Annotated in this window: 22 protein-coding genes; 16 read left to right on the plus strand and 6 right to left on the minus strand. The window is 71.3% G+C overall.

The genetic code is table 11. The annotated features are described in order from the left end of the window. Together CA984_RS16890 and thiD are read left to right on the plus strand one after the other, a co-directional pair. On the plus strand, window positions 1-407 hold a 407-nt coding region (locus CA984_RS16890; RefSeq protein ID WP_207620902.1), incomplete at its 5' end, for a hypothetical protein. Between the two features lie 15 nt (window positions 408-422). Beyond that, a complete protein-coding gene (gene thiD, locus CA984_RS16895) occupies window positions 423-1229 on the plus strand; it encodes a bifunctional hydroxymethylpyrimidine kinase/phosphomethylpyrimidine kinase (protein ID WP_086573325.1) in 807 nt (268 codons plus the stop codon). Between the two features lie 113 nt (window positions 1230-1342). Here the strand turns inward: thiD and CA984_RS16900 are convergent, their stop codons facing one another. Continuing rightward, on the minus strand, window positions 1343-1936 hold the full coding sequence (locus tag CA984_RS16900) for a hypothetical protein (RefSeq protein ID WP_086573327.1): 594 nt from the start codon (window positions 1934-1936) through the stop codon (window positions 1343-1345). A gap of 212 nt (window positions 1937-2148) precedes the next feature. Next, window positions 2149-2334, minus strand: coding sequence for a 50S ribosomal protein L28 (gene rpmB, locus CA984_RS16905; RefSeq protein WP_012894387.1), 186 nt, complete (start codon window positions 2332-2334; stop codon window positions 2149-2151). Between the two features lie 198 nt (window positions 2335-2532). Here rpmB and CA984_RS16910 point away from each other — a divergent pair, with 198 nt between their 5' ends. The 12 genes from CA984_RS16910 (at window position 2533) to ftsY (ending at window position 16678) form a co-directional block, all read left to right on the plus strand. Then, entirely contained in the window at window positions 2533-4098 is a 1566-nt protein-coding gene (locus tag CA984_RS16910; protein WP_086573329.1) for a DAK2 domain-containing protein, read from the plus strand. Window positions 4099-4231: 133 nt separating this feature from the next. Further along, window positions 4232-6403: an ATP-dependent DNA helicase RecG gene (recG, locus tag CA984_RS16915; protein ID WP_086573331.1), complete on the plus strand. Its 2172-nt coding sequence runs from the start codon at window positions 4232-4234 to the stop codon at window positions 6401-6403. A gap of 538 nt (window positions 6404-6941) precedes the next feature. Then, complete coding sequence (rsmD, locus tag CA984_RS16920; RefSeq protein ID WP_012894384.1) at window positions 6942-7511, plus strand: 16S rRNA (guanine(966)-N(2))-methyltransferase RsmD; 570 nt, start codon at window positions 6942-6944, stop codon at window positions 7509-7511. Window positions 7512-7526: 15 nt separating this feature from the next. After that, window positions 7527-8003, plus strand: a complete 477-nt coding sequence (coaD, locus tag CA984_RS16925; RefSeq protein WP_031158615.1) for a pantetheine-phosphate adenylyltransferase — start codon at window positions 7527-7529, stop codon at window positions 8001-8003. 66 nt (window positions 8004-8069) lie between these two features. Beyond that, window positions 8070-8624: a YceD family protein gene (locus CA984_RS16930; RefSeq protein ID WP_086573334.1), complete on the plus strand. Its 555-nt coding sequence runs from the start codon at window positions 8070-8072 to the stop codon at window positions 8622-8624. A 1-nt stretch (window position 8625) separates the two neighbouring features. After that, window positions 8626-8805 (plus strand): 50S ribosomal protein L32, encoded by a 180-nt coding sequence (gene rpmF / locus CA984_RS16935; protein WP_012894381.1) that lies wholly within the window; start codon window positions 8626-8628, stop codon window positions 8803-8805. Between the two features lie 212 nt (window positions 8806-9017). Beyond that, on the plus strand, window positions 9018-9749 hold the full coding sequence (rnc, locus tag CA984_RS16940) for a ribonuclease III (RefSeq protein WP_231509313.1): 732 nt from the start codon (window positions 9018-9020) through the stop codon (window positions 9747-9749). A gap of 19 nt (window positions 9750-9768) precedes the next feature. Then, on the plus strand, window positions 9769-10635 hold the full coding sequence (gene mutM, locus CA984_RS16945) for a bifunctional DNA-formamidopyrimidine glycosylase/DNA-(apurinic or apyrimidinic site) lyase (protein ID WP_086573339.1): 867 nt from the start codon (window positions 9769-9771) through the stop codon (window positions 10633-10635). Then, on the plus strand, window positions 10632-10907 hold the full coding sequence (locus CA984_RS16950) for an acylphosphatase (protein WP_086573342.1): 276 nt from the start codon (window positions 10632-10634) through the stop codon (window positions 10905-10907). The genes mutM and CA984_RS16950 overlap by 4 nt, the downstream gene beginning before the upstream one ends. 188 nt (window positions 10908-11095) lie before the next feature. Beyond that, window positions 11096-11290 carry a hypothetical protein gene (locus tag CA984_RS16955; protein ID WP_012894377.1) on the plus strand — a complete coding sequence of 65 codons (195 nt, stop codon included), beginning with the start codon at window positions 11096-11098 and terminating at the stop codon, window positions 11288-11290. Between the two features lie 470 nt (window positions 11291-11760). Beyond that, window positions 11761-15444 (plus strand): chromosome segregation protein SMC, encoded by a 3684-nt coding sequence (gene smc, locus CA984_RS16960; RefSeq protein ID WP_086573344.1) that lies wholly within the window; start codon window positions 11761-11763, stop codon window positions 15442-15444. A gap of 49 nt (window positions 15445-15493) precedes the next feature. Continuing rightward, window positions 15494-16678: a signal recognition particle-docking protein FtsY gene (ftsY, locus tag CA984_RS16965; protein WP_086573347.1), complete on the plus strand. Its 1185-nt coding sequence runs from the start codon at window positions 15494-15496 to the stop codon at window positions 16676-16678. 13 nt (window positions 16679-16691) lie between these two features. Here ftsY and CA984_RS16970 read toward each other — a convergent pair whose 3' ends face one another. From CA984_RS16970 to CA984_RS16980, 3 genes are read right to left on the minus strand one after another with little or no spacing between them, the layout of a single operon-like run. Next, window positions 16692-17474, minus strand: coding sequence for an ABC transporter ATP-binding protein (locus tag CA984_RS16970; RefSeq protein WP_086573350.1), 783 nt, complete (start codon window positions 17472-17474; stop codon window positions 16692-16694). Continuing rightward, the gene (locus tag CA984_RS16975) at window positions 17471-18571 is read right to left on the minus strand and encodes a FecCD family ABC transporter permease (protein WP_086573353.1); all 1101 of its coding nucleotides are present in this window, start codon (window positions 18569-18571) and stop codon (window positions 17471-17473) included. The genes CA984_RS16970 and CA984_RS16975 overlap by 4 nt, the downstream gene beginning before the upstream one ends. Further along, a complete protein-coding gene (locus tag CA984_RS16980; RefSeq protein WP_086573356.1) occupies window positions 18568-19620 on the minus strand; it encodes a FecCD family ABC transporter permease in 1053 nt (350 codons plus the stop codon). The genes CA984_RS16975 and CA984_RS16980 overlap by 4 nt, the downstream gene beginning before the upstream one ends. Window positions 19621-19715: 95 nt before the next feature. Between CA984_RS16980 and CA984_RS16985 the strand changes: the two genes are divergently transcribed. Continuing rightward, window positions 19716-20720, plus strand: coding sequence for an ABC transporter substrate-binding protein (locus CA984_RS16985; RefSeq protein ID WP_086573359.1), 1005 nt, complete (start codon window positions 19716-19718; stop codon window positions 20718-20720). Between the two features lie 344 nt (window positions 20721-21064). Here the strand turns inward: CA984_RS16985 and CA984_RS16990 are convergent, their stop codons facing one another. Further along, window positions 21065-22141, minus strand: coding sequence for a PLP-dependent cysteine synthase family protein (locus tag CA984_RS16990; RefSeq protein ID WP_086573361.1), 1077 nt, complete (start codon window positions 22139-22141; stop codon window positions 21065-21067). A gap of 278 nt (window positions 22142-22419) precedes the next feature. On the opposite strand from CA984_RS16990, the gene CA984_RS16995 reads away from it, so the two are divergent. Further along, window positions 22420-23007 carry a sigma-70 family RNA polymerase sigma factor gene (locus CA984_RS16995; protein WP_086573389.1) on the plus strand — a complete coding sequence of 196 codons (588 nt, stop codon included), beginning with the start codon at window positions 22420-22422 and terminating at the stop codon, window positions 23005-23007. Window positions 23008-23208: the final 201 nt, after the last annotated feature.

Consider the following 23208-nt stretch of genomic DNA (forward strand, 5'->3'; position numbering starts at 1 on the left):
GCGCACTCTCCCCGCGTGCTCCGGCAGGTCCGCGGGGCCTGCGCCCGGCCGTGCGCGGTGAAGGTGAGGACCAGGCTCTCACCGACCTCAAGGTCCCTGTCCGGTTCGAGCACCAGGGTGTCACCGTCGACTTCGGGGTCGTACAGGAGAAGGAGGAGGTGTACACCGCCAAGCTCACCGTCACCGCGGGCGAGAAGGTCACCGGCCTGGCGCTGAGCCTGCCGGTCGGCGGCGAGGTCGACTCGGTGACCGGGGCCGGCTGGCAGCAGGACGGTGACACCCTGGTGCTCGAACCGGACAGGGACCTTGAGGTCGGTGAGAGCCTGGTCCTCACCTTCACCGCGCACGGCCGGGCGCAGGCCCCGCGGACCTGCCGGAGCACGCGGGGAGAGTGCGCGGTCGTCTGAGCGGAAACTGGTTGGATGGGAGACATGACCGATTCAACCCCTCCCCGCGTGCTGACCGTCGCCGGCTCCGACTCCGGCGGGGGCGCGGGCATCCAAGCCGACCTGAAGACCATGATGGCCCTGGGCGTGCACGGCATGAGCGTGATCGCCGCGGTGACCGCCCAGAACTCGCTGGGTGTGCAGGGATACTGGGAGCTGCCTCCGGAGGCGGTGCGCGCCCAGCTCGACTCGGTGCTCGGCGACATCGGCGCCCAGGCGATCAAGACCGGGATGCTGGCCTCGCCCGTCCTGGTGGAGACGGTCGCCGGGGTGCTGGCCGGGGTGGACGTGCCGGTCGTGGTGGACCCGGTGGGAGTCTCCAAGCACGGTGACGCGCTGCTCGCCCCCGAGGCCGTGGACACGGTGAAGTCGCTCCTGCTGCGCACGGCCACCGTGGTCACCCCCAACCTCTGGGAGGTCTCGCAGCTCACCGGGGTGAAGGTCGAGGAGGAGGGAGACCTGCGACGCGCCGCGGACGCGATCCTGGAGCTGGGCCCCACCTGGGCGTTGATCAAGGGCGGTCACCTGCCCGGCGCCCCGGTGGACCTGCTGACCGACGGCACCCGGGAGTTCCGCTTCACCGCCGAGCGCCACGACAACCGTCACACCCACGGCACCGGCTGCACCCTCGCCTCGGCGATCGCCTCCTACCTGGCGCTCGGCGAGGACGTCCCGGCAGCGGTGGAGAAGGCCAAGACGTACGTCACGGGCGCGATCGCCCACGGGTTCCCGCTGGGACGGGGCATCGGCCCGGTGGACCACGCCTGGCGTGCTCGGTCATGACGTCGGCGACAGGCGACTGATCGGCGGAAGACCGCCGGGTGCGCTATGCCGCCGCCGGATGCCGCCGCGCTCCCTCCACGCTCCCGGCACCGATGATGCGGCCGTACGGAGGTCTAGAGGATCCTGGTGATGGGGTCGATGCCCAGACGCCGGAGCAGGTCGGCCGCCTGGGAGGCCCGCTCGGCCTCCGGGCCGGTCCGTCGATCCGACTCGACGGCGTCGGCCAGGGCCACCAGCTCGTGGGGCGGCAGGAACTCACCCGCCCGGCGCAGGCGGATCCGGATCCTGGCGCCGCCCGGCTCCTGGGCGTACAGGTGAGGGATCCGGCGGCCGGTCGGGCGGCGGCCCTGACCGGCGCCCGAGTACTCGGGGGAGGAGTCCAGCCAGACGGCCGCCCGGGCGAGGTCCGCCCTGTGCGTCGTGAACGTCTGGCGGACCTCCAGGACGCTCCCCGTCAGCACCGCCCGGAAGCGGAAGGTGCCCAGGGCGTTGACGAGGAAGACCACCATGACCGCGAGGGGCACCAGCGCGGAGAGGAACGAGAAACCGAGCGAGAGGCGCTCGGAGAACAGCTCGTCGACGCGCACGACTCTGGAGATCATGAACAGCGGGACGCCGATGAAGGGGATGGCGAAGAGCGCGACACCGATCTTCGCGCCGGTGCTCGCGCCGACGCTCAGCTCCAGTTGCCCGTGGGGAGTGCTCACTTATCGGACACTAGCTATTGGGGATGGCGATTTCGCGGAGACCCGGGAAAATCAGTCCGCAGAGACCACAAGAGATCGCTGGGACCCCGGGAAGGCGGCCACGAAAGATCGGTGGGACCCCGGGAAGGCGACCGTGGAGGGGTGGCGGGATCCCGGGAAGGCGACAGCCCGCCGTTCCCTGCGCGGGGACGACGGGCTGCGCGGAAGTTCGACTAGCGGGTGACCTTGCCGGCCTTGATGCAGGAGGTGCACACGTTCAGCCGCTTCGGCGTGCCGTTCACCACTGCGCGCACGGGCTGGATGTTCGGGTTCCAGCGGCGGCGGGTACGGCGGTGCGAGTGGGAGACGTTGTTGCCGAAGGTCGGCTTCTTAGCGCAAACGTCGCAGACGGAAGCCACGGTTCGCTCCTTATATCAGTCGAGAGGCTCGATCCGCCGCACTAGCGGGCGGTCATCGGGCACGCCGGGACAACCGGCTGGCCACACGAGGATATCCGATGTCCGGCCATGCATGCCAACACGGGCCGCCATGACTGGTCGAACGGGGATAATCTCCAGAGGCAACCGTAGCGTATCCGGGAAGGGCGAGGGGCAGGCATGCTGCAGGTTCTCGACCCGCCCGCGGTCCGGCAGTGGTCACGGCTGGCCGCGGAGACGCTGGGGAAGGCGCGCGAGGAGATCGACGCGCTCAACGTCTTCCCCGTCCCCGACGGCGACACCGGCACCAACCTGCACCTGACCATGCTCTCCGCGGCCGAGGCGCTCGACGGGCTGCCGGCCGACGCCGACGCCGCGACCACCTGGCAGACGCTCGCGCAGGGCGCGCTGCTCGGCGCCCGGGGCAACTCCGGCGTCATCGTCAGCCAGGCGCTGCGCGGCCTCGCCGAGGTGCTCAGGACGGCCGAGGGGCGGGGCGCCGATCTCGGGCTCGGCCTGGTCAGGGCCGCCGAGCTGGCCCGCCAAGCGGTGGCCAGGCCGGTCGAGGGCACGGTGCTCAGCGTGCTCACCGCGGTCGCCGGGGCGGTGCGCGGTCTGACGGGAGACCTCGCCTCGGTGGCCAGGAGGGCGGCCGACGAGGCGCGCTCCGCGCTCCGCCGCACTCCGGACCAGCTCGACGTGCTCGCCCGGAGCGGCGTCGTGGACGCGGGCGGCGCGGGCCTGGCGATCATCCTGGAGAGCCTCGCCGCGGTGGTCACCGACTCCTACACCGGACGGGTCGACATCCCGGCGCCGACCCACCGGGTCGCCCCGGAGCTGGAGAAGGGCCCCGGTTACGAGGTCATGTACCTGCTCGACGCCGGCGAGGCGGCGGTCGACGAGCTCCGCCGCGAGCTGGACGCCCTCGGCGACTCCCTGGTGGTCGTGGGCGGCGACGGCCTGTGGAACGTGCACGTCCACGTGGACGACGCGGGCGCGGCGATCGAGGCGGCCATGCGGGCGGGGCGGCCGCACCGGATCAGGGTGACCTACCTGGACGGCTCCGGCCGGACCCACCCGGCAGCCCGGGGGCGCGGGGTGGTGGCCGTGGCGGCCGGGCCCGCGCTGGGCGCCGTGTTCGAGCAGTCGGGAGCCGTGGTGGTCCGCAGGGAGCCCGGCTCCAGCCCGCCCCTGGCGGCGGTGCTCGCGGCCATCCGCGAGGCCGGGGCGGAGGTCGTGGTGCTGCCCAACGACAGCGGGACCCGCGAGGTCGCGGCGGCCGCCGCCGAGATCGCCCGCGAGGAGGGCCTGGTGGTCAGCGTGCTGCCCACCAGAGCCTCGGTGCAGGGCCTGGCGGCGCTGGCGGTCCACGATCCGCTGCGGCGCTTCGACGACGACGTGGTGGCCATGACCGAGGCCGCCGCGCACACCCGCCACGGGCACGTCTGGGTGGCCGACCGCGAGGTGATGACGAGCGCGGGCCTGACCGCGCCGGGAGACGTCCTGGGCGTCATCGACGGCGACGCCGCGGTGATCGGCGCCGACCTCGTGGGCACCGCCCTGGAGATCACCCGTCGCATGGTGTCGTCGAGCAGTGAGCTGGTGACCATGCTCGAAGGCGTCAACGCGCCGGAGGGGCTGGCCAGGGCCGTGCAGGACCATCTGGCCCGGACCCGGCCCGACGTCGAGGTCGTCCTGTACGAAGGCGGACAGGGCGGCTACCCGCTGCTCATCGGCGTCGAGTGAGTTCCCCGCGCCGGCGCGGGAGCTGGAACAGGGGCGGAGACGGCGGCCCTCGCCCCGGGTGCCGGTGACGGGCGGTGAGCGGCCCGGGGGGCGCCGCGTGAATTCTGTCGTCCGGACGCGGTAGAAACTTGGGGTGACGAGCTTCGACGAGCCGCTGGCGAAGGCACTGGATCCCAAGACGGCCAAGCTGCTGGAGAGTGTCCTCGACCTGCGCACCGTCGGCGACCTGCTGCGGCACTATCCCCGGCGCTACGCCGAGCGGGGTGAGCTGACCGACCTCGACGACCTGCAGATCGACGAGCACGTCACCGTGGTCGGCGAGGTCACCAGGGCCATGCGCAAACCGATGCGCAACAAGGGCGGCACGTGGCTGGAGGTCGAGGTCGTCGACGGCCGGCGCAGCAAGATCTATCTGTCGTTCTTCGGCAAGGCCTCCCACATCGCGGAGACGCGGCTGCGGCCGGGCGCGAGGGGCATGTTCGCGGGGAAGGTCGGCGCGTTCGGCCAGGGCGACAAGCGCAGGTGGCAGCTGTCCCACCCCGAGTTCGAGATGTTCGACGAGACGGAGGCCGGCGCCGAGGAGTTCGCCGCCGCGCTGGTGCCGATCTATCCGGCGGGCAAGGACGTGACGCCCTGGGCGATCCGCCGCGCGCTGGGGGTCGTCCTCGACACCATGGGCACCCTCGACGACCCGCTCCCGGCCGAGCTGCGGTCCCGGCACAAGCTTCCCGGCCTGGCCGAGGCGCTCCTCGCCGTCCACCGGCCGCGCGATCACGGCGACGTGACCCGGGCCCGCAAACGGCTCAAGTTCGACGAGGCGTTCCTGCTCCAGGCCGTGCTGCTGCAGCGCCGGATGGCCGCCGCCTCCTGGCCCGCCACGCCCCGGCCCCCGCGCGGCGACGGGCTGCTGGCCGACTTCGACCGGCGCCTGCCGTTCCAGCTCACCGAGGGACAGCGGAGCGTGGGGGAGGAGATCGCGGCCGATCTGGCCCTCGCCCACCCCATGCACCGGCTGCTGCAGGGCGAGGTCGGCGCGGGCAAGACCGTCGTCGCGCTGCGGGCCATGCTCCAGGTGGTCGACGCCGGAGGGCAGGCCGTACTGCTGGCGCCCACCGAGGTGCTCGCCCAGCAGCACCACCGGTCGATCTCGGCCATGCTCGGCGACCTGGCCGCCGGCGGCATGTTCGGCGGCACCGTGGTCGCCCTGCTGACGGGCTCGCTGGGCGCGGCGGCCCGCCGCTCGGCCATGCTCGACGCGGCCTCGGGGGCGGCCGGGATCGTGGTCGGCACCCACGCCGTGCTCCAGGAGCGCGTGCAGTTCGCCGACCTCGGCCTGGTCGTGGTGGACGAGCAGCACCGGTTCGGCGTCGAGCAGCGCGACGCGCTCCGCGAGAAGGCCGGAGGCGGGCGCCCGCACGTGCTGGTCATGACCGCCACCCCGATCCCGCGCACGGTCGCCATGACGGTCTTCGGCGACCTCACGGTCTCCACGCTCTCCCAGCTGCCCTCCGGCCGTGCGCCGATCACCACCCACGTGGTGCCCGCCGCGGAGAAGCCGCACTTCCTGGACCGCACCTGGACGCGGCTGCGGGAGGAGGTCGAGCTCGGCCGGCAGGCCTACATCGTCTGCCCGCGCATCGGCGACCTGGAGGGGGACGAGGGCGACCTGTCGAAGGACGACGACGAGCGGCGCCCGCCGCTGGCGGTGCTGGACGTGGCCCAGATGCTGTCCGAGGGGCCGTTGCACGGCCTCCGTACGGCGGTGCTCCACGGCAAGCTGCCGCCGGAGGAGAAGGACGCGGTGATGCGGGCCTTCACCCGGGGTGAGATCGACGTCATGGTGGCGACCACGGTCATCGAGGTCGGCGTCGACGTCCCCAACTCCTCGGTCATGGTCATCATGGACGCCGACCGGTTCGGCGTCTCCCAGCTCCACCAGCTCCGCGGCCGGGTCGGCCGTGGCGGGCTGCCGGGGCTGTGCCTGCTGGTGACCGACTCCCTGGGCGGCACCCCGGCCCGCCAGCGGCTGGACGCCGTGGCGGCGACCCTGGACGGCTTCGAGCTGTCCCGGGTCGACCTGGAGCAGCGCCGCGAGGGTGATGTGCTGGGCGTGGCCCAGTCGGGCCGCAGATCGTCGCTGAAGATGCTCCAGCTCCTCCGCGACGAGGACGTCATCCACGCCGCCCGTCAGGACGCCGAGGCCATGCTGACGGCGGATCCCGATCTGGCGGAGCACGCCGTCCTCCGGATGGAGATCGACCGGCTGCTCGCCGACGAGCGCGCGGAGTATCTGGAGAAGACCTGAGAGGTCCTGGAGAGTGCGGGGCCGTGGCCGGGCGGGTGGTGAACGCCCAACTGCGGGGACGGCCTCCCCCCGAATGCCGTCCCCGCCTGGGCCCACTCTCGGGTCAGGTGCCGAGAGCACCGGCGTGCGGAAGGGCTCACGATCACGCCGGTCGGCCTCCCCCTGGGTCACTTGAAGGCCGCAGGACTCATCATGCAAGGCGTCGGGACCGGGCGGAACGACCCTTGCGCTTTCGTCGCCACTCCTTGCCCACTCTTGACCTAGATCACCTCCCCAGACCCTTTTGACCTGCGGTTATGCGATCCGTCGCGACACGCCGGGCTGCTGGGGCGCGCCGCTGACCGTGATTGTGGGACGAGGGATGACATCGGTCCGCGGCACCCGGCCGGCGGTCGGCGGGGCCTCGCCCGCCGACCGGATCGACATCCGGCCGGTGTCCGGGCCGGTGTTCCGATCGGCACAGAGGCATCGGCACGGGCGTCGGCACAGATATCGGGACACAGGCGGGCGTCCGGACCGGCACTGAGACAATGGGCCGGTGAGTCGAGTCATCGCGGGAAGCGCAGGAGGGCGGCGGCTGGCCGTGCCGCCGGGGCGGGGGACCCGCCCCACGAGCGATCGGGCCAGGGAGGGGATCTTCTCCACCGTGGGGTCGCTGCTCGGCTCGCTGGACGGGGCGAGAGTGCTGGACCTCTACGCCGGATCCGGGGCGGTCGGGCTGGAGGCGCTGTCGCGGGGGGCGGTCCACGCGCTGCTCGTGGAGTCCGACGCCAAGGCGGCCCGGACGATCAGGGCGAACATCGCGACCCTCGGGCTGCCGGGGGCCCTGCTCGCCGCCGACCGGGTCGAGCGGGTGCTGGAGCGGGGCACCGAGGAGCCGTACGACCTCGTGTTCGCCGATCCGCCCTACGCGGTGACCGACGAGGCGGTGGACGCCGTGCTCGGGCAGCTGCGGGACCACGGCTGGCTGGCGGAGGACGCGCTGGTCGCGGTGGAACGGGAGAGTCGGGGGAAGGACCTGGTGTGGCCCACCGGATACGAGGAGGAGAGGGTCCGTCGTTACGGCGAAGCGTCCGTTTGGTACGGTCGCGCCGCCGGGAATCCATAGAGCAGGGGGTACACCTTGCGTCGCGTTGTCTGCCCGGGGTCGTTCGATCCCGTTACCAACGGTCATCTGGACATCATCGGCCGGGCTTCCCGGCAGTACGACGAGGTCGTCGTAGCCGTCCTGATCAACATCGAGAAGAAGAGCCTGTTCACGGTCGAGGAACGCATCGAGATGCTCCAGACCGTGACCAAGGAGTACGGCAACGTCCGCGTGGACAAGTTCCACGGTCTGCTGGTGGACTACTGCAAACAGCAGGAGATCCCCGCCATCGTGAAGGGTCTGCGCGCTGTCAGCGACTTCGACTACGAGCTCCAGATGGCCCAGCTCAACTACCGGATGTCCGGAGTCGAGACGCTGTTCATGGCGACCGGGCCGGAGGTGTCGTTCCTGTCGTCCAGCCGTATCAAGGAGATCGTCCGGTACGGCGGGAGCGTGGCCGGGCTGGTCCCCGACCTCGTGCAGGAGCTTCTGGTCGAACGGCTCAGGGGTTAGCTGCTGGTATTCTCTTGTTTTGGCCTTGCACAACGGCGGTGATTCGCCATGCCTGATGAGAGCGGAATGACTCTGCGTAGCCTTGATCCCCGAGCCCCCTGGGTAATCTCCACCCATGATCTGGGCAGGCGACCGGGGTCGATGCTCCAGATCACCCGCACTCTCCCGGCACCGGCGGAGATCGGCGTTGACATGATCGGTGTCCCCAGGGACGCCGATGTCGAGCTGGAGATCCGGCTTGAGGCGGTCATGGAAGGCGTGCTCGTCACGGGCACGGCGCGAACCCCGCTGCGGGGGGAGTGCGCACGGTGTCTGGAACCGGTCATCTCGGAAACCGAGGTGGGCTTCCAGGAGCTGTTCTTCTACTCGGCGGAGGATGCCGCCGAGGGTGACTCGCTCCTCAACGGTGAACTGCTCGATCTCGAGCCCACGTTCCGCGACGCGGTGGTTCTCACACTGCCGTTGAGCCCGGTCTGCAGTGAAGACTGCACGGGGCTCTGCGTGGAATGCGGGGTCAGGCTCGCGGATGCCGAGCCTGGTCACAAGCACGAGGTGATCGATGCCCGCTGGGCCAAACTGCAAGGTCTGATTCCGGAACATAACAACGATCAGGAGAGCTGACGTGGCTGTCCCCAAGCGCAAGATGTCGCGGAGCAACACTCGCTCCCGCAGGTCGCAGTGGAAGGCCGCCGCGGTTTCGCTCGTGAGCTGCCCCCAGTGCCGCTCGCCGAAGCGTCCGCACGTGGCGTGCCCGACCTGCGGCACTTACAACCGCCGTCAGGTGATCGAGCCCTCCGCCTGATCGCATTCTGACTGACGGATGCCGGCCGGGCCCTTCTGGTCCCGGTCGGCGTCACCGTCTGCACCACAATGCGATGGCGGTCCGCCCGCGGCTGTGGTGGACGCCGGGGTTCGCGGTAACGCGTACCCTCCCGGCGCCCACCACGTCTTCGGGCAATTCTCGTTCTCCCCTTCGCCATCGCGCATTCGATGAGAACCGTGCGAGGAGAAGACGTGGGTACGAGCGTTAAACCGGTGGCCGTCGAGTCCGTCAGGGACGAGCTGGAGCGGATCCTCTCCGTGCGGCTGGATGTCGCGATCCTGGAGCGGGCGATGACCCACCGCTCCTACGCCTACGAGAACGGCGGCCTGCCCACCAACGAGCGCCTGGAGTTCCTCGGCGACTCGGTGCTGGGCCTGGTGGTCACCGACACCCTCTACCGCAACCACCCCGACCTGCCCGAGGGGCAGCTGGCCAAGCTCAGGGCCGCGGTGGTCAACATGCGCGCCCTCGCCGACGTGGCCCGCACGCTGGGCCTGGGCCGGTTCCTGCGGCTCGGCCGGGGGGAGGAGGGGACCGGGGGGCGCGACAAGTCCTCGATCCTCGCCGACACCCTTGAGGCGCTCATCGGCTCGGTCTACGTCAACAGGGGCCTGGACGAGGCGTTCCGCGTCGTCCACCTGCTCTTCGACCCCCTCATCACCCGTTCGGCCTCGCTGGGCGCCGGGCTCGACTGGAAGACCTCGCTCCAGGAGCTCACCGCGTCCGAGTCGCTCGGCGTGCCCGAATACCACGTGGAGGAGAGCGGCCCCGACCACGCCAAGTCCTTCACCGCCGTGGTCCTTCTCGGCGGCGAGGAGTACGGCTCCGGGTCCGGCCGTTCGAAGAAAGAGGCCGAGCAGCAGGCCGCCGAGGCGGCCTGGAACCGGATCCGCCAGGACCGGGACAAGCGCGAAGCCAGCTGACCCGTTCAAGGAGGGGCACATGCCCGAGCTGCCCGAGGTCGAGGTCGTACGGCGTGGCCTGGAGCGCTGGGTGTCCGGGCGGGTCATCGCCCACGCCGAGGTGCTGCACCCGCGGGCGATCCGGCGGCACGTCCCCGGCGCGGAGGAGTTCTCCTCCCGCCTGAAGGGCCGCACGATCGGCTCCGCCGAACGGCGGGGCAAATACCTCTGGCTGCCCCTGGACGGCTCCGACGCGATCCTGGCGCATCTGGGGATGAGCGGGCAGCTGCTGGTGGTGGAGCCCGGCTCGGCACCGGAGAGGCATCTCCGCGTCCGGATCGGCTTCACCGACGGCGGCCCCGACCTGCGCTTCGTCGACCAGCGGACCTTCGGCCACGTGCTGGTGACCGCGATGGCCCACTCCGGTGGCCGGCCCGTGCCGGAACCGATCACGCACATCGCGGCCGACCCGTTCGAGGAGCACTTCGACGAGGAGCTGTTCGGCCGCCGCCTGCGTACCAGGCAGACCGAGGTCAAGCGGGCGCTCCTGGACCAGACGCTGATCAGCGGAGTCGGCAACATCTACGCCGACGAGGCGCTCTGGCGGGCCCGGCTGCACGGGGCCCGGCCCACGGGGGCGCTGACCCGGCCGAAGATCGCCGAGCTGCTCGGCGCCGCCCGCGAGGTGATGGCCGCGGCGCTGTCCGAGGGCGGCACATCCTTCGACAGTCTCTACGTGAATGTCAACGGCGAGAGCGGCTACTTCGACCGGTCGCTCGCCGTGTACGGCAGGCGGGACGAGCCCTGCCCGAGGTGTGGCGCCCCGATCATCAGGGAGTCGTTCATGAACCGCTCCTCCTACAGCTGTCCCCGCTGCCAGCCCCGCCCGAGAAGGGCAGGGGCATGACGGGGGTCCGGTTGACCGCCTGGGCCAGGGGCCGTGTGCAGGGCGTGGGTTTCCGCTGGTGGACACGGGCGCGGGCGCTGGAGCTCGGCCTGGTCGGCTGGGCGAGGAACACCCCCGACGGGCGGGTGGAGATCGTGGCGGAGGGCTCGCGGGAGGCCTGTACCAGGCTGCTGGAGTTGCTCCGCGGCGGTGACACGCCGGGTCGTGTCGACGGGGTGGTGGAGCGCTGGAGTGAGGCCAAGGGGGGCTCGGCTGGTTTTGTGGAGCGTTAACCGTTCCTTTAGCCCCCTAAAATGAGGTATATTTTACCGTTGGGAGTGCCCGTAGGTGCGTCCGAGCGGAGCGTTCAACTTGACCGTCTCCCTCACCAGTGCGACTCTTGATAAGAACCACGCGCACCCCTCCCGCGGCAAGAAGTGCGCGAACCAGTCTGGTCACTCAGCGTGGAGGACCCTTAACCATGGCGAAGGCTCTACTCGGCCACGTCGGCGGTCCTGACCCTCGAATGGTCTCGGAAATGCGCCGTCTCCAGCAGCGTATCCGTGATCTCGAGGCAGAGCTCACCCGGCTCCAGGCCCAGAACGACGAACTCGCGGCCAGCACCCGTGATGAGGCGTTCACCCGCCTGCAGGATCGTGAGCCGGCCCTCACCTAGGGGCCGGGACGAACACACTGTCCAGGGACGCTCTCCGGGGCGTCCCTTGTCATATCCGGCGTCACGGACAGCTGTTATGTACGGCGTCATATGTGGCGCGAGAAGGCCAACTGCTCCGGTAGCACCCGGCGGCGGCAGGCCGTGTTCCGGCGTACGCCCAGGAGAAATGCGTGGGCCATCCCGGGAGACGCGGGCCATCCCGAGGGAAATGCGCGGGCCATCTCAGGAGAAGGCTGACGGCACGCGGAAACCGCGCGGCAACGACACCCCCGGGCCTTGAGGGCCCTCCCGAACTCCTCATTCCTCCCCGGGCGAAGCCCGCGGTGTGCGGGCGAGCGTGAGTGAAGAACGGTAGTCTTCCCACGCGGGGCGGGCTGGGCGACGAGGGAGGACACCGGTCGCCGACGCCTGAGCCGTGACGCGCGGCGCCACGGTCCATGGAGGCGCACCGGGGAGTGGGGGTTTTCTGTATGTATCTGAAGACTCTCACCCTGCGCGGTTTCAAATCCTTCGCCTCGGCCACCACCCTCCGTTTCGAGCCGGGCATCACCGCGGTCGTCGGCCCCAACGGGTCGGGCAAGTCCAACGTCGTCGACGCCCTGGCGTGGGTCATGGGCGAGCACAGCGCGAAGTCGCTGCGCGGCGGCAAGATGGAGGACGTCATCTTCGCCGGGACCTCCTCGCGGGCCCCGCTGGGCCGCGCCGAGGTCACGCTCACCATCGACAACAGCGACGGCGCGCTGCCGATCGACTACACCGAGGTCACGATCAGCCGCCTGATGTTCCGGGCGGGGCAGAGCGAATACGCCATCAACGGCGACACCTGCCGCCTGCTCGACATCCAGGAGCTGCTGTCCGACTCCGGCATCGGCCGCGAGATGCACGTCATCGTCGGGCAGGGCCAGCTCGACCAGGTGCTGCACGCCGGGCCCGAGGACCGCCGGGCGTTCATCGAGGAGGCCGCGGGCGTCCTGAAGCACCGCAAGCGCAAGGAGAAGGCGCTGCGGAAGCTCGACGCGATGCAGGCCAACCTGACCCGCGTCCAGGACCTCGCCACCGAGCTGCGCCGCCAGCTCAAGCCGCTGGGCCGCCAGGCCGAGATCGCCCGCAAGGCCGCGGTCATCCAGGCCGACCTCCGCGACGCCCGGCTCCGCCTGCTCGCCGACGACGTGCTCACCCTGCGGACCACTCTGGAGCGGGAGACGGCCGACGAGGCCGCCGTCCTCGCCCGCCGTACGGTGGTGGAGACCGAGCTGGAGCAGGGCCAGGTCGCGGAGGCCGGGCTGGAGGCCGCGGAGGCCGAGGCCCAGCCGCGCCTGGCCACCGCTCAGGAGACCTACTTCCGGCTCTCCTCGCTCCGCGAGCGGCTCAGGGGCCTGGCGGGGCTCGCCGCCGAGCGGCACCGCAACGCCACCGACCCCGCCGTGGAGCGGCGCGGGCGTGACCCGGAGGACTTCGAGCGCGAGGCCGAGGAGGTCCGGGAGCAGGAGCGGGTCCTCGCCGAGCTGCTCGCCGACGAGGAGGAGTCGCTCGCCAGGGCCGTGGCCCAGCGCGCCGAGACCGAGAGCGCCCTCGCCGCCGAGGAGCGGCGGCTGGCCGCCGAGGCCAGGGCCGCCGCCGACAGGCGTGAGGGGCTGGCCAGGCTCCGGGGCCAGGTCGGCGCCGTGCGCAGCCGGGCCGGAGCGGCCGAGGAGGAGATCGGCCGGCTGGCGCGCTCCCTGGAGGAGGCCGAGCAGCGCGCGGAACGCGCCCAGGCCGAGCACGACAGCCAGGAGCAGGCCGACCCGGCCGCCGATCCCGCCCTCGCCGAGGAGCTGGAGATCGCCCTGGAGGTCGTCGACCAGGCCAGGCAGGCCGTCGAGGCGGCCAGGGCCGTGGTGGAGGAGGCGAAGGCGGCCGTCGCGGGCCCGAACGCGGGCCTCGGCGCGGCCAAGGCGGCCCTCGGTGCGGCGCGCAAGGCCGACCAGGAGGCGCAGCGCCAGGTCGCCGCGCTGGGGGCCAGGTTCGAGGCGCTGGAGCTGAGCCTGGCCAGGGGCGCGGACGGTGGCGCGGCGCTGCTCGCCGCCGACCTGGCCGGAGTGCTCGGCCCGGTGGCCACCATGCTGACCGTCCGGCCGGGCGCCGAGGTGGCCGTCGCCACCGTCCTGGGCGCGGCCGCCGAGGCCGTCGCCGTGGAGTCCCTGCAGAGCGCGGCGGACGCCATCGACTTCCTCAGGAGTGAGGGCGGCGGCCAGGCCACCCTGGTCATCGCCGCCGACGGGGCGGCGCCCCCGGCGGCCCCCGTGCCGGTGGCCGGTGCCGAATGGGCGATCGACCTGGTCACCGTCCCCGCGGAGCTGCGGGCCGCCGCCGCGCACCTGCTGGAGGGCGTGCTGGTCGTCGACGACCTGGCTACCGCCAGGAAGGCGGTCGACCAGCGGCCGGAGCTGCGGGCCGTCACCCGTTCCGGCGACCTTCTGGGCGCCTACGCGGCCCGGGGCGGCTCGGCCGGCGGCACCTCGGCTCTCCAGATGCGTGCCGCCCTGGACGAGGCGGCCGCCGACCTGGCCACGGCCGGGGTGGCCGCCGAACAGGCCGCGACGGTGATGGAGGAGGCCGCCGAGGCCGAGGCGGAGGCGCAGTCCGCGGTCGAGGCCGCCCAGGCGCGGGTGACCGAGGCGCAGACGGGTGTGCAGACCGCGCAGGCGGGCGTCAACGCGGCGCAGGCCGCGCTGGACCAGGTCCGGGCCCGGCAGCGCGACGCCGACCAGCGGGTCGCCGCGGCGGCCCGGAGGCTCGCCCAGCTCGGCGCCGCGGCCGAGGCCGCCCGGGAGGAGTGTGAGCGGCTGGCCGGGGGCGTGCGGGCGGCGCGGGAGGCACGCGACCGGGACGCGGCCGGGCTGACCGAGCTTGAGGAACGGCTCGCCGCCGCCGAGGAGGGCGAGGGGCTGGAGTCCGAGCCCACCACCGAGATCCGCGACGAGCTCGCCGAGGTCTGCTCGGTGGCCAGGCAGGCCGAGATGGAGGCCCGCCTGGCCGTACGGACGGCCGAGGAGCGGGTCAGGGGCCTGGAGGGCAAGGCCGACGGCCTGGTGCGCGCGGCCGAGCGGGAGCGCGAGGAGCGCTCCAGGGCCGCCGACCGGCGCGAGCGGCGGCGCAGGCAGGCGCAGGTCGCCCAGGCGGTGGTCCGGGGGACCGAGCTGACGCTGCGGACGCTGGAGGCCTCACTGGCGGGCGCCGCGGCCGAGCGCGACGAGGCCGAGCAGGCGCGCGGGCAGATCGACGCCTCGCTCAAGTCCGTCCGGCTCCGGGTCCGTGAGCTCTCCGGCGAGCTGGACAAGCTGGTCAACCGGGCGCACGGCAGCGAGGTGGCCAGGACCGAGCAGCGGATGCGCCTGGAGCAGCTGGAGACGCGGGCGGTGGAGGAGTTCGGCGTCGAGGCCGGCACGCTCATCGCCGAGTACGGCCCGGACGAGCCGGTCCCCACGGGGGACGGCGACCCGGTGCCCTACGTCCGGGAGGAGCAGCAGAAGCGGGCCAAGGCGGCCGATCGGCAGATGACCCAGCTCGGCAAGGTCAACCCGCTGGCGCTGGAGGAGTTCGCGGCGCTGGAGGAGCGGCACGCCTTCCTCACCTCGCAGCTGGAGGACCTCAAGAAGACCCGCCGCGATCTGCTGCTGGTGGTCAAGGAGGTGGACGACCGGGTCGAGCAGGTGTTCACCGCCGCCTACCACGACGTGGCCCGCGAATTCGAGACGATCTTCACGCGGGTGTTCCCCGGCGGTGAGGGCAGGCTGCTGCTCACCGACCCGGAGAACATGCTGACCACCGGTGTCGAGGTCGAGGCCCGCCCGCCGGGCAAGAAGGTCAAGCGGCTGTCGCTGCTGTCCGGTGGCGAGCGGTCGCTGACCGCCGTCGCCTTCCTCGTCGCCATCTTCAAGGCGCGGCCCTCGCCGTTCTACGTGATGGACGAGGTCGAGGCCGCGCTGGACGACACCAACACCCAGCGCCTGCTGACCCTGTTCGAAGAACTGCGGCAGACATCACAGATCATCATCATCACCCACCAGAAGCGCACGATGGAGATCGCCGACGCTCTGTACGGGGTGTCGATGCGGGGAGACGGCGTCACCCAGGTCATCAGCCAGCGCCTGAGAGAACACGAGGCCGTCTGACCCCCCAGGGGGTCGGAGCATCCCGGGGCGTCTGGAAAACTGTGGTCTTGTGGAAGCCTATCTCGGCATAATCGCGATCGTTGTCGTCGTCGCCCTGCTTGCGGCAGGCGGCGTGTTCCTGCTGTTCAGGCCGGGAGGCAAGACGGCTCCGCCGCCGGTCGAGCCGCCCGAGGTGCTGCCGATCCCCAAGGAGGGGGAGCAGGCGCCTCCCCGGGGGGCGACCGACGACGACGCGGCGACCACCACCCTCCCGCCTCCGCCGGTCAAGCCGGCCGAGCCCGTGGTCGTCGCCCCGGTCATCGAGATCCCGCCGCCCTCCGCCGGCCGGATGGTACGGCTGCGCGCCCGGCTGGCCCGCTCGCAGAGCACCCTCGGCAAGGGGCTCCTCGAACTGCTCTCCCGGGACCGTCTCGACGACGACACCTGGGACGAGATCGAGGAGACCCTGATCACCGCGGACGTCGGCGTCGCGCCCACCCGGGCGATGGTCGAGGATCTGCGCACCCGCGTGAAGGTGCTGGGCAGCCGGTCGCCCGCGGAGGTGCGCGGCCTGCTCAAGGAAGAGCTGCTCACCCAGCTCGGCGTCGACCTCGACCGCACCCTGCACGTCAAGCCGCACGGCGAGCGCCCGGCCGTGGTGCTCGTGGTCGGTGTCAACGGCACCGGCAAGACCACCACCACCGGCAAGCTGGCCCGCTCCCTGATCGGTGACGGCAACAAGGTCGTGCTCGGCGCGGCCGACACCTTCCGCGCCGCCGCCGCCGACCAGCTCCAGACCTGGGGAGACCGGGTCGGGGCCGAGGTCGTGCGCGGTCCCGAGGGGGGCGACCCCGCGTCGATCGCCTTCGACGCCGTGGCCAAGGGCATCGAGGACAAGGTCGACGTGGTGATCGTGGACACCGCCGGGCGGCTGCACACCAAGACCGGCCTGATGGACGAGCTCGGCAAGGTCAAGCGCGTCATCGAGAAGAAGGCCACGGTGGACGAGGTCCTGCTCGTCCTCGACGCCACCACCGGCCAGAACGGCATGCGCCAGGCACGGGTGTTCGCCGAGGTCGTGGACGTCACCGGCATCGCCCTGACCAAGCTCGACGGCACCGCCAAGGGCGGCATCATCATCTCCGTCCAGCGCGAGCTGGGCGTCCCGGTCAAGCTCGTCGGCCTGGGCGAGGGCCCCGACGACCTGGCCCCGTTCGACGCCGAGGTCTTCGTGGACACGCTCCTCGGCGACTGACCACCGGCCGGGTCTAGTGGCGTACGCCGACCGGGACGACCAGGGGGGTTCCGGCCACGGGGTCCTCGATCACCTTGGCGTCCAGCTCGAAGACCTCCGCGAGGAGGGGTTCGGTGAGGACCTCGTGCGGCGGTCCGGCGGCGATGACCTTGCCGTCGCGCATGGCGACCAGGCGGTCGGCGTAGCGGGCGGCCAGGTTGAGGTCGTGCAGGACCATCACCACGGTGCGGCCGAGCTCGCCGTGGAGCCTGCGGACCAGCTCCAGGACCTCGACCTGGTGGGCCAGGTCCAGGAAGGTCGTCGGCTCGTCGAGCAGGAGCAGGTCGGTGCCCTGGGCGAGGGCCATCGAGATCCACGCCCGCTGGCGCTGCCCGCCGGACAGCTCGTCCAGCGGGCGCTCGCCCAGGTCGAGCAGGCCGGTCATGGCCAGAGCCTCGCTGACCGCCGACTCGTCGTCGGAGGACCACTGCCGGTACCACGTCTGGTGCGGGTGCCGTCCCCGGGCCACCAGGTCGGCCACGGTCAGCCCCTCCGGGGCCGTCGGAGCCTGCGGCAGCACGCCGAGGACCTTGGCGACCTCCTTGGTGGGCATCCTGTCGATGCGTTTGCCGTCCAGCAGGACCTCGCCGCCCGTCGGCCGGAGCAGCCGCCCCAGCGCGCGCAGCAGCGTGGACTTGCCACACCCGTTCGGTCCGATGATCGTGGTCACCGTTCCGGCCTCGATCCCGAGATCGAGGCCGTCGACGATGACACGGTCGCCGTAGCCCAGCCTGACGTCGACGGCTTGCAGTCTCACGAGCGTGCCTCTCTGCGAACACGGATCAGGAGATAGATCAGATAGGGGGCGCCGAGGACCGCGGTGACCACGCCCACCGGCAGCTCGACGGGGCTGAACAGGGTCCGCGCGGCCAGGTCGGACGCGGCGGTGAGAACGGCTCCGACGAGAGCGGAGACGACCAGCGGCGGCTGGCCCACCCCGGCCAGGCGCAGTGCGATCTGCGGGGCGGCCAGGGCGACGAACGCGATGGGCCCCGCCGCGGAGGTGGCCACCGCCGCGAGCAGGACGGCGGCGAGGATCATCAGGCCCCTGGCGAGGTTCATCCGTACGCCCAGGCCGGTCACGGTGTCGTCGCCGAAGCGGAGCGCGCCGAGCGAGCGGGTGCCGACCAGGGTCAGCGGGATGAGCACGGCGAGCGCGATCGCGACGGGGACCACGTGCTCCCAGCCCCGGCCGTTCAGCGAGCCGCTGATCCAGACCATGGCCCGGCCGCTGTCGGTGACGTCCCCCACGGTCAGCAGCCAGTATTTGACGTTGGTGAACACCGCCGAGACGCCGATGCCGACCAGCACCAGGCGGTAGCCGTCCAGCCCCTTGCGCCAGGCCAGCAGGTAGACGGTCAGCGCCCCGGCCAGGCCGCCGGCCAGAGCCATGAGAGGGATGCCCACCTCGGCCAGGGCGCCGCTGGCGCCGCCCGCGGTGCTTCCGGCGGCCACGATGACCGCGACCACGGTCACGCTGGAGCCGGTGGTCACGCCGAGGATGTCGGGGCTGGCCAGCGGATTGCGGGCGATGGCCTGGGTGATCGCGCCGGCCAGGGCCAGCGCCGCGCCGACGAGGACGCCGGTCAGCGCCCGGGGCAGGCGGAGCTCCATCACGACGAAGTGGTCCGAGCCGTCGCCGGTGATCGCCTGGAACACCTCGGGGACGCTCATCGGGATGTCGCCGATGCGCATGCCGAGCGCCATCAGCAGCACGGTGGCGGCCAGCAGGACCAGGGCCACGGTGGCCGAGCGCAGGCGCAGCAGCCAGGAGGTGGAACCGAGCCGCAGGGACCGTGCGTGCGCGGGCCGTACCGGACGTTCGTGCGGGAGCCGTACGGGGGAGGAGGTCACAGGCGGACCGGCTTTCTCCGGCGGACCAGGAAGACGAAGAACGGCGCGCCGGTCAGGGCGAGCACGACCCCGACCTCCAGCTCGCCGGGGCGGGCGACCATCCGGCCGATCACGTCGGCGGCGAGCAGGGCCGCGGCGCCGAGCAGCCCGGAGTACGGCAGCAGCCAGCGGTGGTCCGGGCCGGACAGCGGGCGGGCCAGGTGGGGGACCATCAGGCCGAGGAAGGCCAGCGAGCCGCAGGCCGCGACCGAGGCCCCGCTGAGCAGCGTGATCGCGGCCACGCCGATGGTGCGGGTCAGGGTGACGTTCTGGCCGAGGGCGCGGGCGACGTCCTCGCCCAGGGAGAGCGCGTTGAGGCCGGGCGCGTTGATCAGGGCCAGGACCAGGCCGACGGCGATGAACGGGAGCACCTGCCAGACGACGTCACCGCCCCGGCCCGCGATCGAGCCCGCCTGCCAGAAGCGGAAGACGTCCATGGCCTGCTCGTCCATCAGGACCAGGGCCGAGGTGAGGGCGTAGAGGAAGGCGCTGACCGCGGTGCCCGCGAGGGCCAGCGTCACGGGGGTGGGGGCGCCGCGGCCGCCGGCCATGCCGAGGGCGAAGACTCCGACGCTGGCGATCAGGGCTCCGGCCAGGCCGAACCAGATGTAGCCGTACAGGCTGGTGACGCCGAGGACCATGATGCTGAGCACCATGGCGAACGCCGCGCCCTGGGTGACGCCGAGCAGGCCGGGGTCGGCCAGCGGGTTGCGGGTGTGCCCCTGCATGAGCGCGCCCGCGACGCCGAGCGCGATCCCGGCCAGGACGCCGACGGCGGTCCTGGGGATGCGCAGCGACCGGATGATGATGTCGTTCTCGCTGCCGGTCGGACCGGTCAGCGCGTGCCACACGTCGGCGGGCGGGACCGGCTTCGCGCCGATCATGACGCTCAGCATGGCCGCGATCGCGAGAGCCCCGAACAGCCCGGCCAGCACGGCCAGGCGATGCCGGTGGATGGCACGGGCCCTGCCGCGCGACGGGGGTCGCGTGGCGGCCGCCACTGTGCTCACCTGCGCTCCTCTCGTTTGCCCGATCCTGCACAAGTATGTCAGCTTAGGTATGGCTAAGCTAAATTAGGTTGGCTGTACCTTGAAGGGAACCTTTGATGAGAGCGTTGCGAGCCTTGACCGTGGGTGTCGCGGGAGCCGTACTCTCCCTCGGCCTCGCCGCCTGTGGGGCGAGCACCTCCAGCACGACGGCCGACGCCGGCGCCCCGGCCCCTGCGGCGAGCGACGCGGCGGCGTTCCCCCGTACGGTGAAGCACGCCATGGGCGAGACCCAGGTCGCGGCCCAGCCCAAGCGGGTCGTGGCCCTCGACCAGAGCTTCGTGGACGCGGTGCTGACCCTGGAGACCGACGTCGTCGGCTTCACCACCTACCGGGCGATCGACGACAAGCTCCCCGACTACCTGGCCCCGGTCCTCGGCCACGCCAAGGAGGCCAAGCCGGTCGGCACGCTGGAGCAGCCGAGCCTGGAGCAGATCATCGCACTCAAGCCCGATCTGATCGTCTCGGCCAAGGTCCGCCACGAGGCGCTGTACGACAAGCTGTCGAAGATCGCGCCGACGGTGTTCAGCGAGACCACGGGGGCCATCTGGAAGGAGAACCTCAAGCTCATGGGCCAGGCCCTGGGCAAGGAGGACCTCGCCGAGCAGAAGATCAAGGCCTATCAGGACCGCGCCGCCACGATCGGCGAGTCGATCAAGGCCAAGGAGGGCAAGCTGCCCACCGTCTCCATCGCCCGCTTCGCCGGTGAGCCGACCGTCCGCCTCTACGTGGAGAACTCCTACTCCGGCCTGGTGCTGAAGGACGTCGGTTTCGCCCGCCCCGAGGGGCAGCCGACCACCACTGAGACGATCATGGTGGAGGTCAGCCAGGAGAACATCTCCCAGCTCGACGCCGACCACATCTTCGTCGCGGCCTACGCCGACCCGTCGGTCGAGCCGATCAAGAAGAAGTTCGAGGCCAACCCGCTCTGGGGCAAGCTCAAGGGCGCCAAGCACGACGTCGCCGACATGACCTGGATGAGCGCCGTCGGCATCCAGGGCGCCCACGCCATCCTCGACGACCTCGCGAAGTTCTTCGAGGTCGACCCCGCCAAGGCCGCCTGACCCCTCTTTCCGGTCCCTTCGTCGGAGATCCTTCGCCGAGTTTTCCGCTTCTCCTGGAGAACCGGTCATAGCGGTCTAAAGTCAGAGCCATGGTGACTCACCGCTCAGCGGTCATACCGACAGATCCGCAATCTCCTGGCACCTGTCTGTGTGGGTACCCGGCCGACTTCGTCATCCAGACCTCCTGGTTCTCCGGCCGGCGTTCCCTCGACCCCGTGTGCGGCCCCCACGTCTCCGAGGTGGTGGACGCCATCGCCAGGAAGAACGCGCAGCGGGACGGCGGAGCCTGACGCGCCTGGGGCGCCGGTCGTCGGTGGCGACGGCGCCCCGCGCGCGATGCGGGGTCAGGGCTGGGAGAGGAAGGACCTCAGCTCCTCCAGGTGGGGGGCGATGTCCAGGCCTCGTTCCGCGAGCCAGGCGTCGTCGTCGTAGGTGCCCCGGTAGCGTTCGCCGCCGTCGCAGATCAGCGTGACGACGCTGCCCTGCTCGCCCGCCTGGCGCATCTCCCGCAGGATCTGTACGGCCGCGGCCACGTTGGTGCCGGTGGAGCCGCCGACGTCGCGGCCGGTGACCTCGCGGACCCAGCGCATGGCCGCGATGGACCGGGCGTCGGGGACCTGGATCATGCGGTCGATCACGGTGGGCATGAAGGACGGCTCCACGCGGGGACGGCCGATGCCCTCGATGCGGGAGCCGGGCGCGGTGGCCGTGGCGTCGCCCGAACACCAGGAGGAGTAGAACGCCGAGCCTTCGGGATCGACCACGGCCAGGCGGGTGACGTAACGCCGGTAGCGGATGTAGCGGCCGATGGTGGAGGAGGTGCCGCCGGTGCCGGCGCCGACCACGATCCAGCTGGGCTCGGGGTGGGGCTCCATCTCCATCTGGCTGAAGATGCTCTCGGCGATGTTGTTGTTGCCGCGCCAGTCGGTGGCCCGCTCGGCGTAGGTGAACTGGTCCATGAAGTGCCCGCCGGTCTCGACGGCCAGCCGGTGGGACTCCTCGTAGATGGTCCCGGGGTCGTTCACCAGGTGGCACTTGCCGCCGTAGAACTCGATCAGCGCGATCTTCTCGGGCGAGGTCGAGGCGGGCATCACCGCGATGAACGGCAGGCCGATGAGCCGGGCGAAGTAGGCCTCGCTCACCGCCGTCGAACCGCTGGACGCCTCGACGACCGTCGTGCTTGGACCGATCCAGCCGTTCGACAGGCCGTACAGGAACAGGGATCGAGCGAGCCGGTGCTTGAGTGAACCGGTGGGGTGGACGGACTCGTCTTTCAGGTAGAGGTTTACCCCCCACCGCGGGGGAAGCGGAAAGACGTGGAGATGAGTGTCGCAGCTTCTATGGGCGTCGGCCTCGACTCGGCGGATGGCCTCGGCCACCCAGGAGCGGGTCTCGGGGTCGTGTCGATCCACGTATTCCATAGACCCAAAGGTAGCGCTAGCTGGGGTTATGTGATGATAGACACATGTTCGGCCAAATTGAAGGAAGGATGTTACGATAATGAGACTTGTCCGGCTGTAGGGCGTGTTGCACCCGCCATTGGCGCAGCCAGTGATGAACCCCCTGAGCAGGCACAACCACTCTTAACGGCACCTTTACCGGGTGCCTGCGAGCATGCCGTAAGCCGCCGGGAAGGGTGCGTCGCACCTGGGCCGGACGGTGACTGGGGGAACAGCAAGAGGGGGATGACGTGATCACGATGACCGAAGAGCAGCGCCAGGACTGGTTCGAACGCGACGTTGTACCGGTCACCAACCAGCTCTACGCGTCCGCGATGCGTCTGACCCGCAACTCCGCCGATGCCGAGGACCTCGTCCAGGAGACCGTGACCAAGGCGTTCACCTCCTATCACCAGTTCCGTGAGGGCACCAACCTCAAGGCGTGGCTGCACCGCATCCTCACCAACAACTTCATCAACGACTACCGCAAGAAGCAGCGCTCGCCCAAGCTCTCGGCCACCGAGGAGATCGAGGACTGGCAGCTCGCCGCCGCCGAGTCCCACATGTCCTCCGGGCTCAAGTCCGCCGAGACCGAGGCGCTGGAGCAGCTGCCCGACAGTGCCGTGATGAACGCCCTGCGCGCCCTGCCCGAGGACTTCCGGGTGGCCGTCTACCTGGCCGACGTGGAGGGTTTCGCCTACAAGGAGATCGCCGAGCGGATGGGCACCCCCATCGGCACGGTCATGTCGCGCCTGCACCGGGGCCGTCGCCAGCTCCGGACGATGCTGGAGGACTACGCCATCGAGGAAGCCGGGTTCCGGCTGCCCGCGCAGCGCCAGGCCGCGTAGACCCGTCCCCGCGCCTCGGCCCGCCGTCCTGGAGCTGTGGGACCGGCGGTCACCGAGCCGCGGGAGACCCCGGACCAATAGCGGTGAACCGCTGTCCGGCGACAAGCTGGAGCCGCATCATTACGCTATGTCGCTTTCGGTCTCCCGTCCCGGTGTGCCGACACCGCCGGGCAACGGGTGCGTCCCCCACCGTGCGTCTTC

Source organism: Streptosporangium minutum, assembly GCF_002149035.1.
GTDB lineage: Bacteria > Actinomycetota > Actinomycetes > Streptosporangiales > Streptosporangiaceae > Streptosporangium > Streptosporangium minutum.

Coding starts and splice junctions, on each gene's coding strand:
- CA984_RS16955 (WP_012894377.1), top strand. CDS start 11,096: ATGGCGAAGGCTCTACTCGGCCACGTCGGCGGTCCTGACCCTCGAATG.
- CA984_RS16995 (WP_086573389.1), top strand. CDS start 22,420: ATGACCGAAGAGCAGCGCCAGGACTGGTTCGAACGCGACGTTGTACCG.
- CA984_RS16910 (WP_086573329.1), top strand. CDS start 2,533: ATGCTGCAGGTTCTCGACCCGCCCGCGGTCCGGCAGTGGTCACGGCTG.
- CA984_RS16985 (WP_086573359.1), top strand. CDS start 19,716: ATGAGAGCGTTGCGAGCCTTGACCGTGGGTGTCGCGGGAGCCGTACTC.
- CA984_RS16930 (WP_086573334.1), top strand. CDS start 8,070: ATGACTCTGCGTAGCCTTGATCCCCGAGCCCCCTGGGTAATCTCCACC.
- thiD (WP_086573325.1), top strand. CDS start 423: ATGGGAGACATGACCGATTCAACCCCTCCCCGCGTGCTGACCGTCGCC.
- CA984_RS16950 (WP_086573342.1), top strand. CDS start 10,632: ATGACGGGGGTCCGGTTGACCGCCTGGGCCAGGGGCCGTGTGCAGGGC.
- smc (WP_086573344.1), top strand. CDS start 11,761: ATGTATCTGAAGACTCTCACCCTGCGCGGTTTCAAATCCTTCGCCTCG.
- CA984_RS16990 (WP_086573361.1), bottom strand. CDS start 22,141: ATGGAATACGTGGATCGACACGACCCCGAGACCCGCTCCTGGGTGGCC.
- mutM (WP_086573339.1), top strand. CDS start 9,769: ATGCCCGAGCTGCCCGAGGTCGAGGTCGTACGGCGTGGCCTGGAGCGC.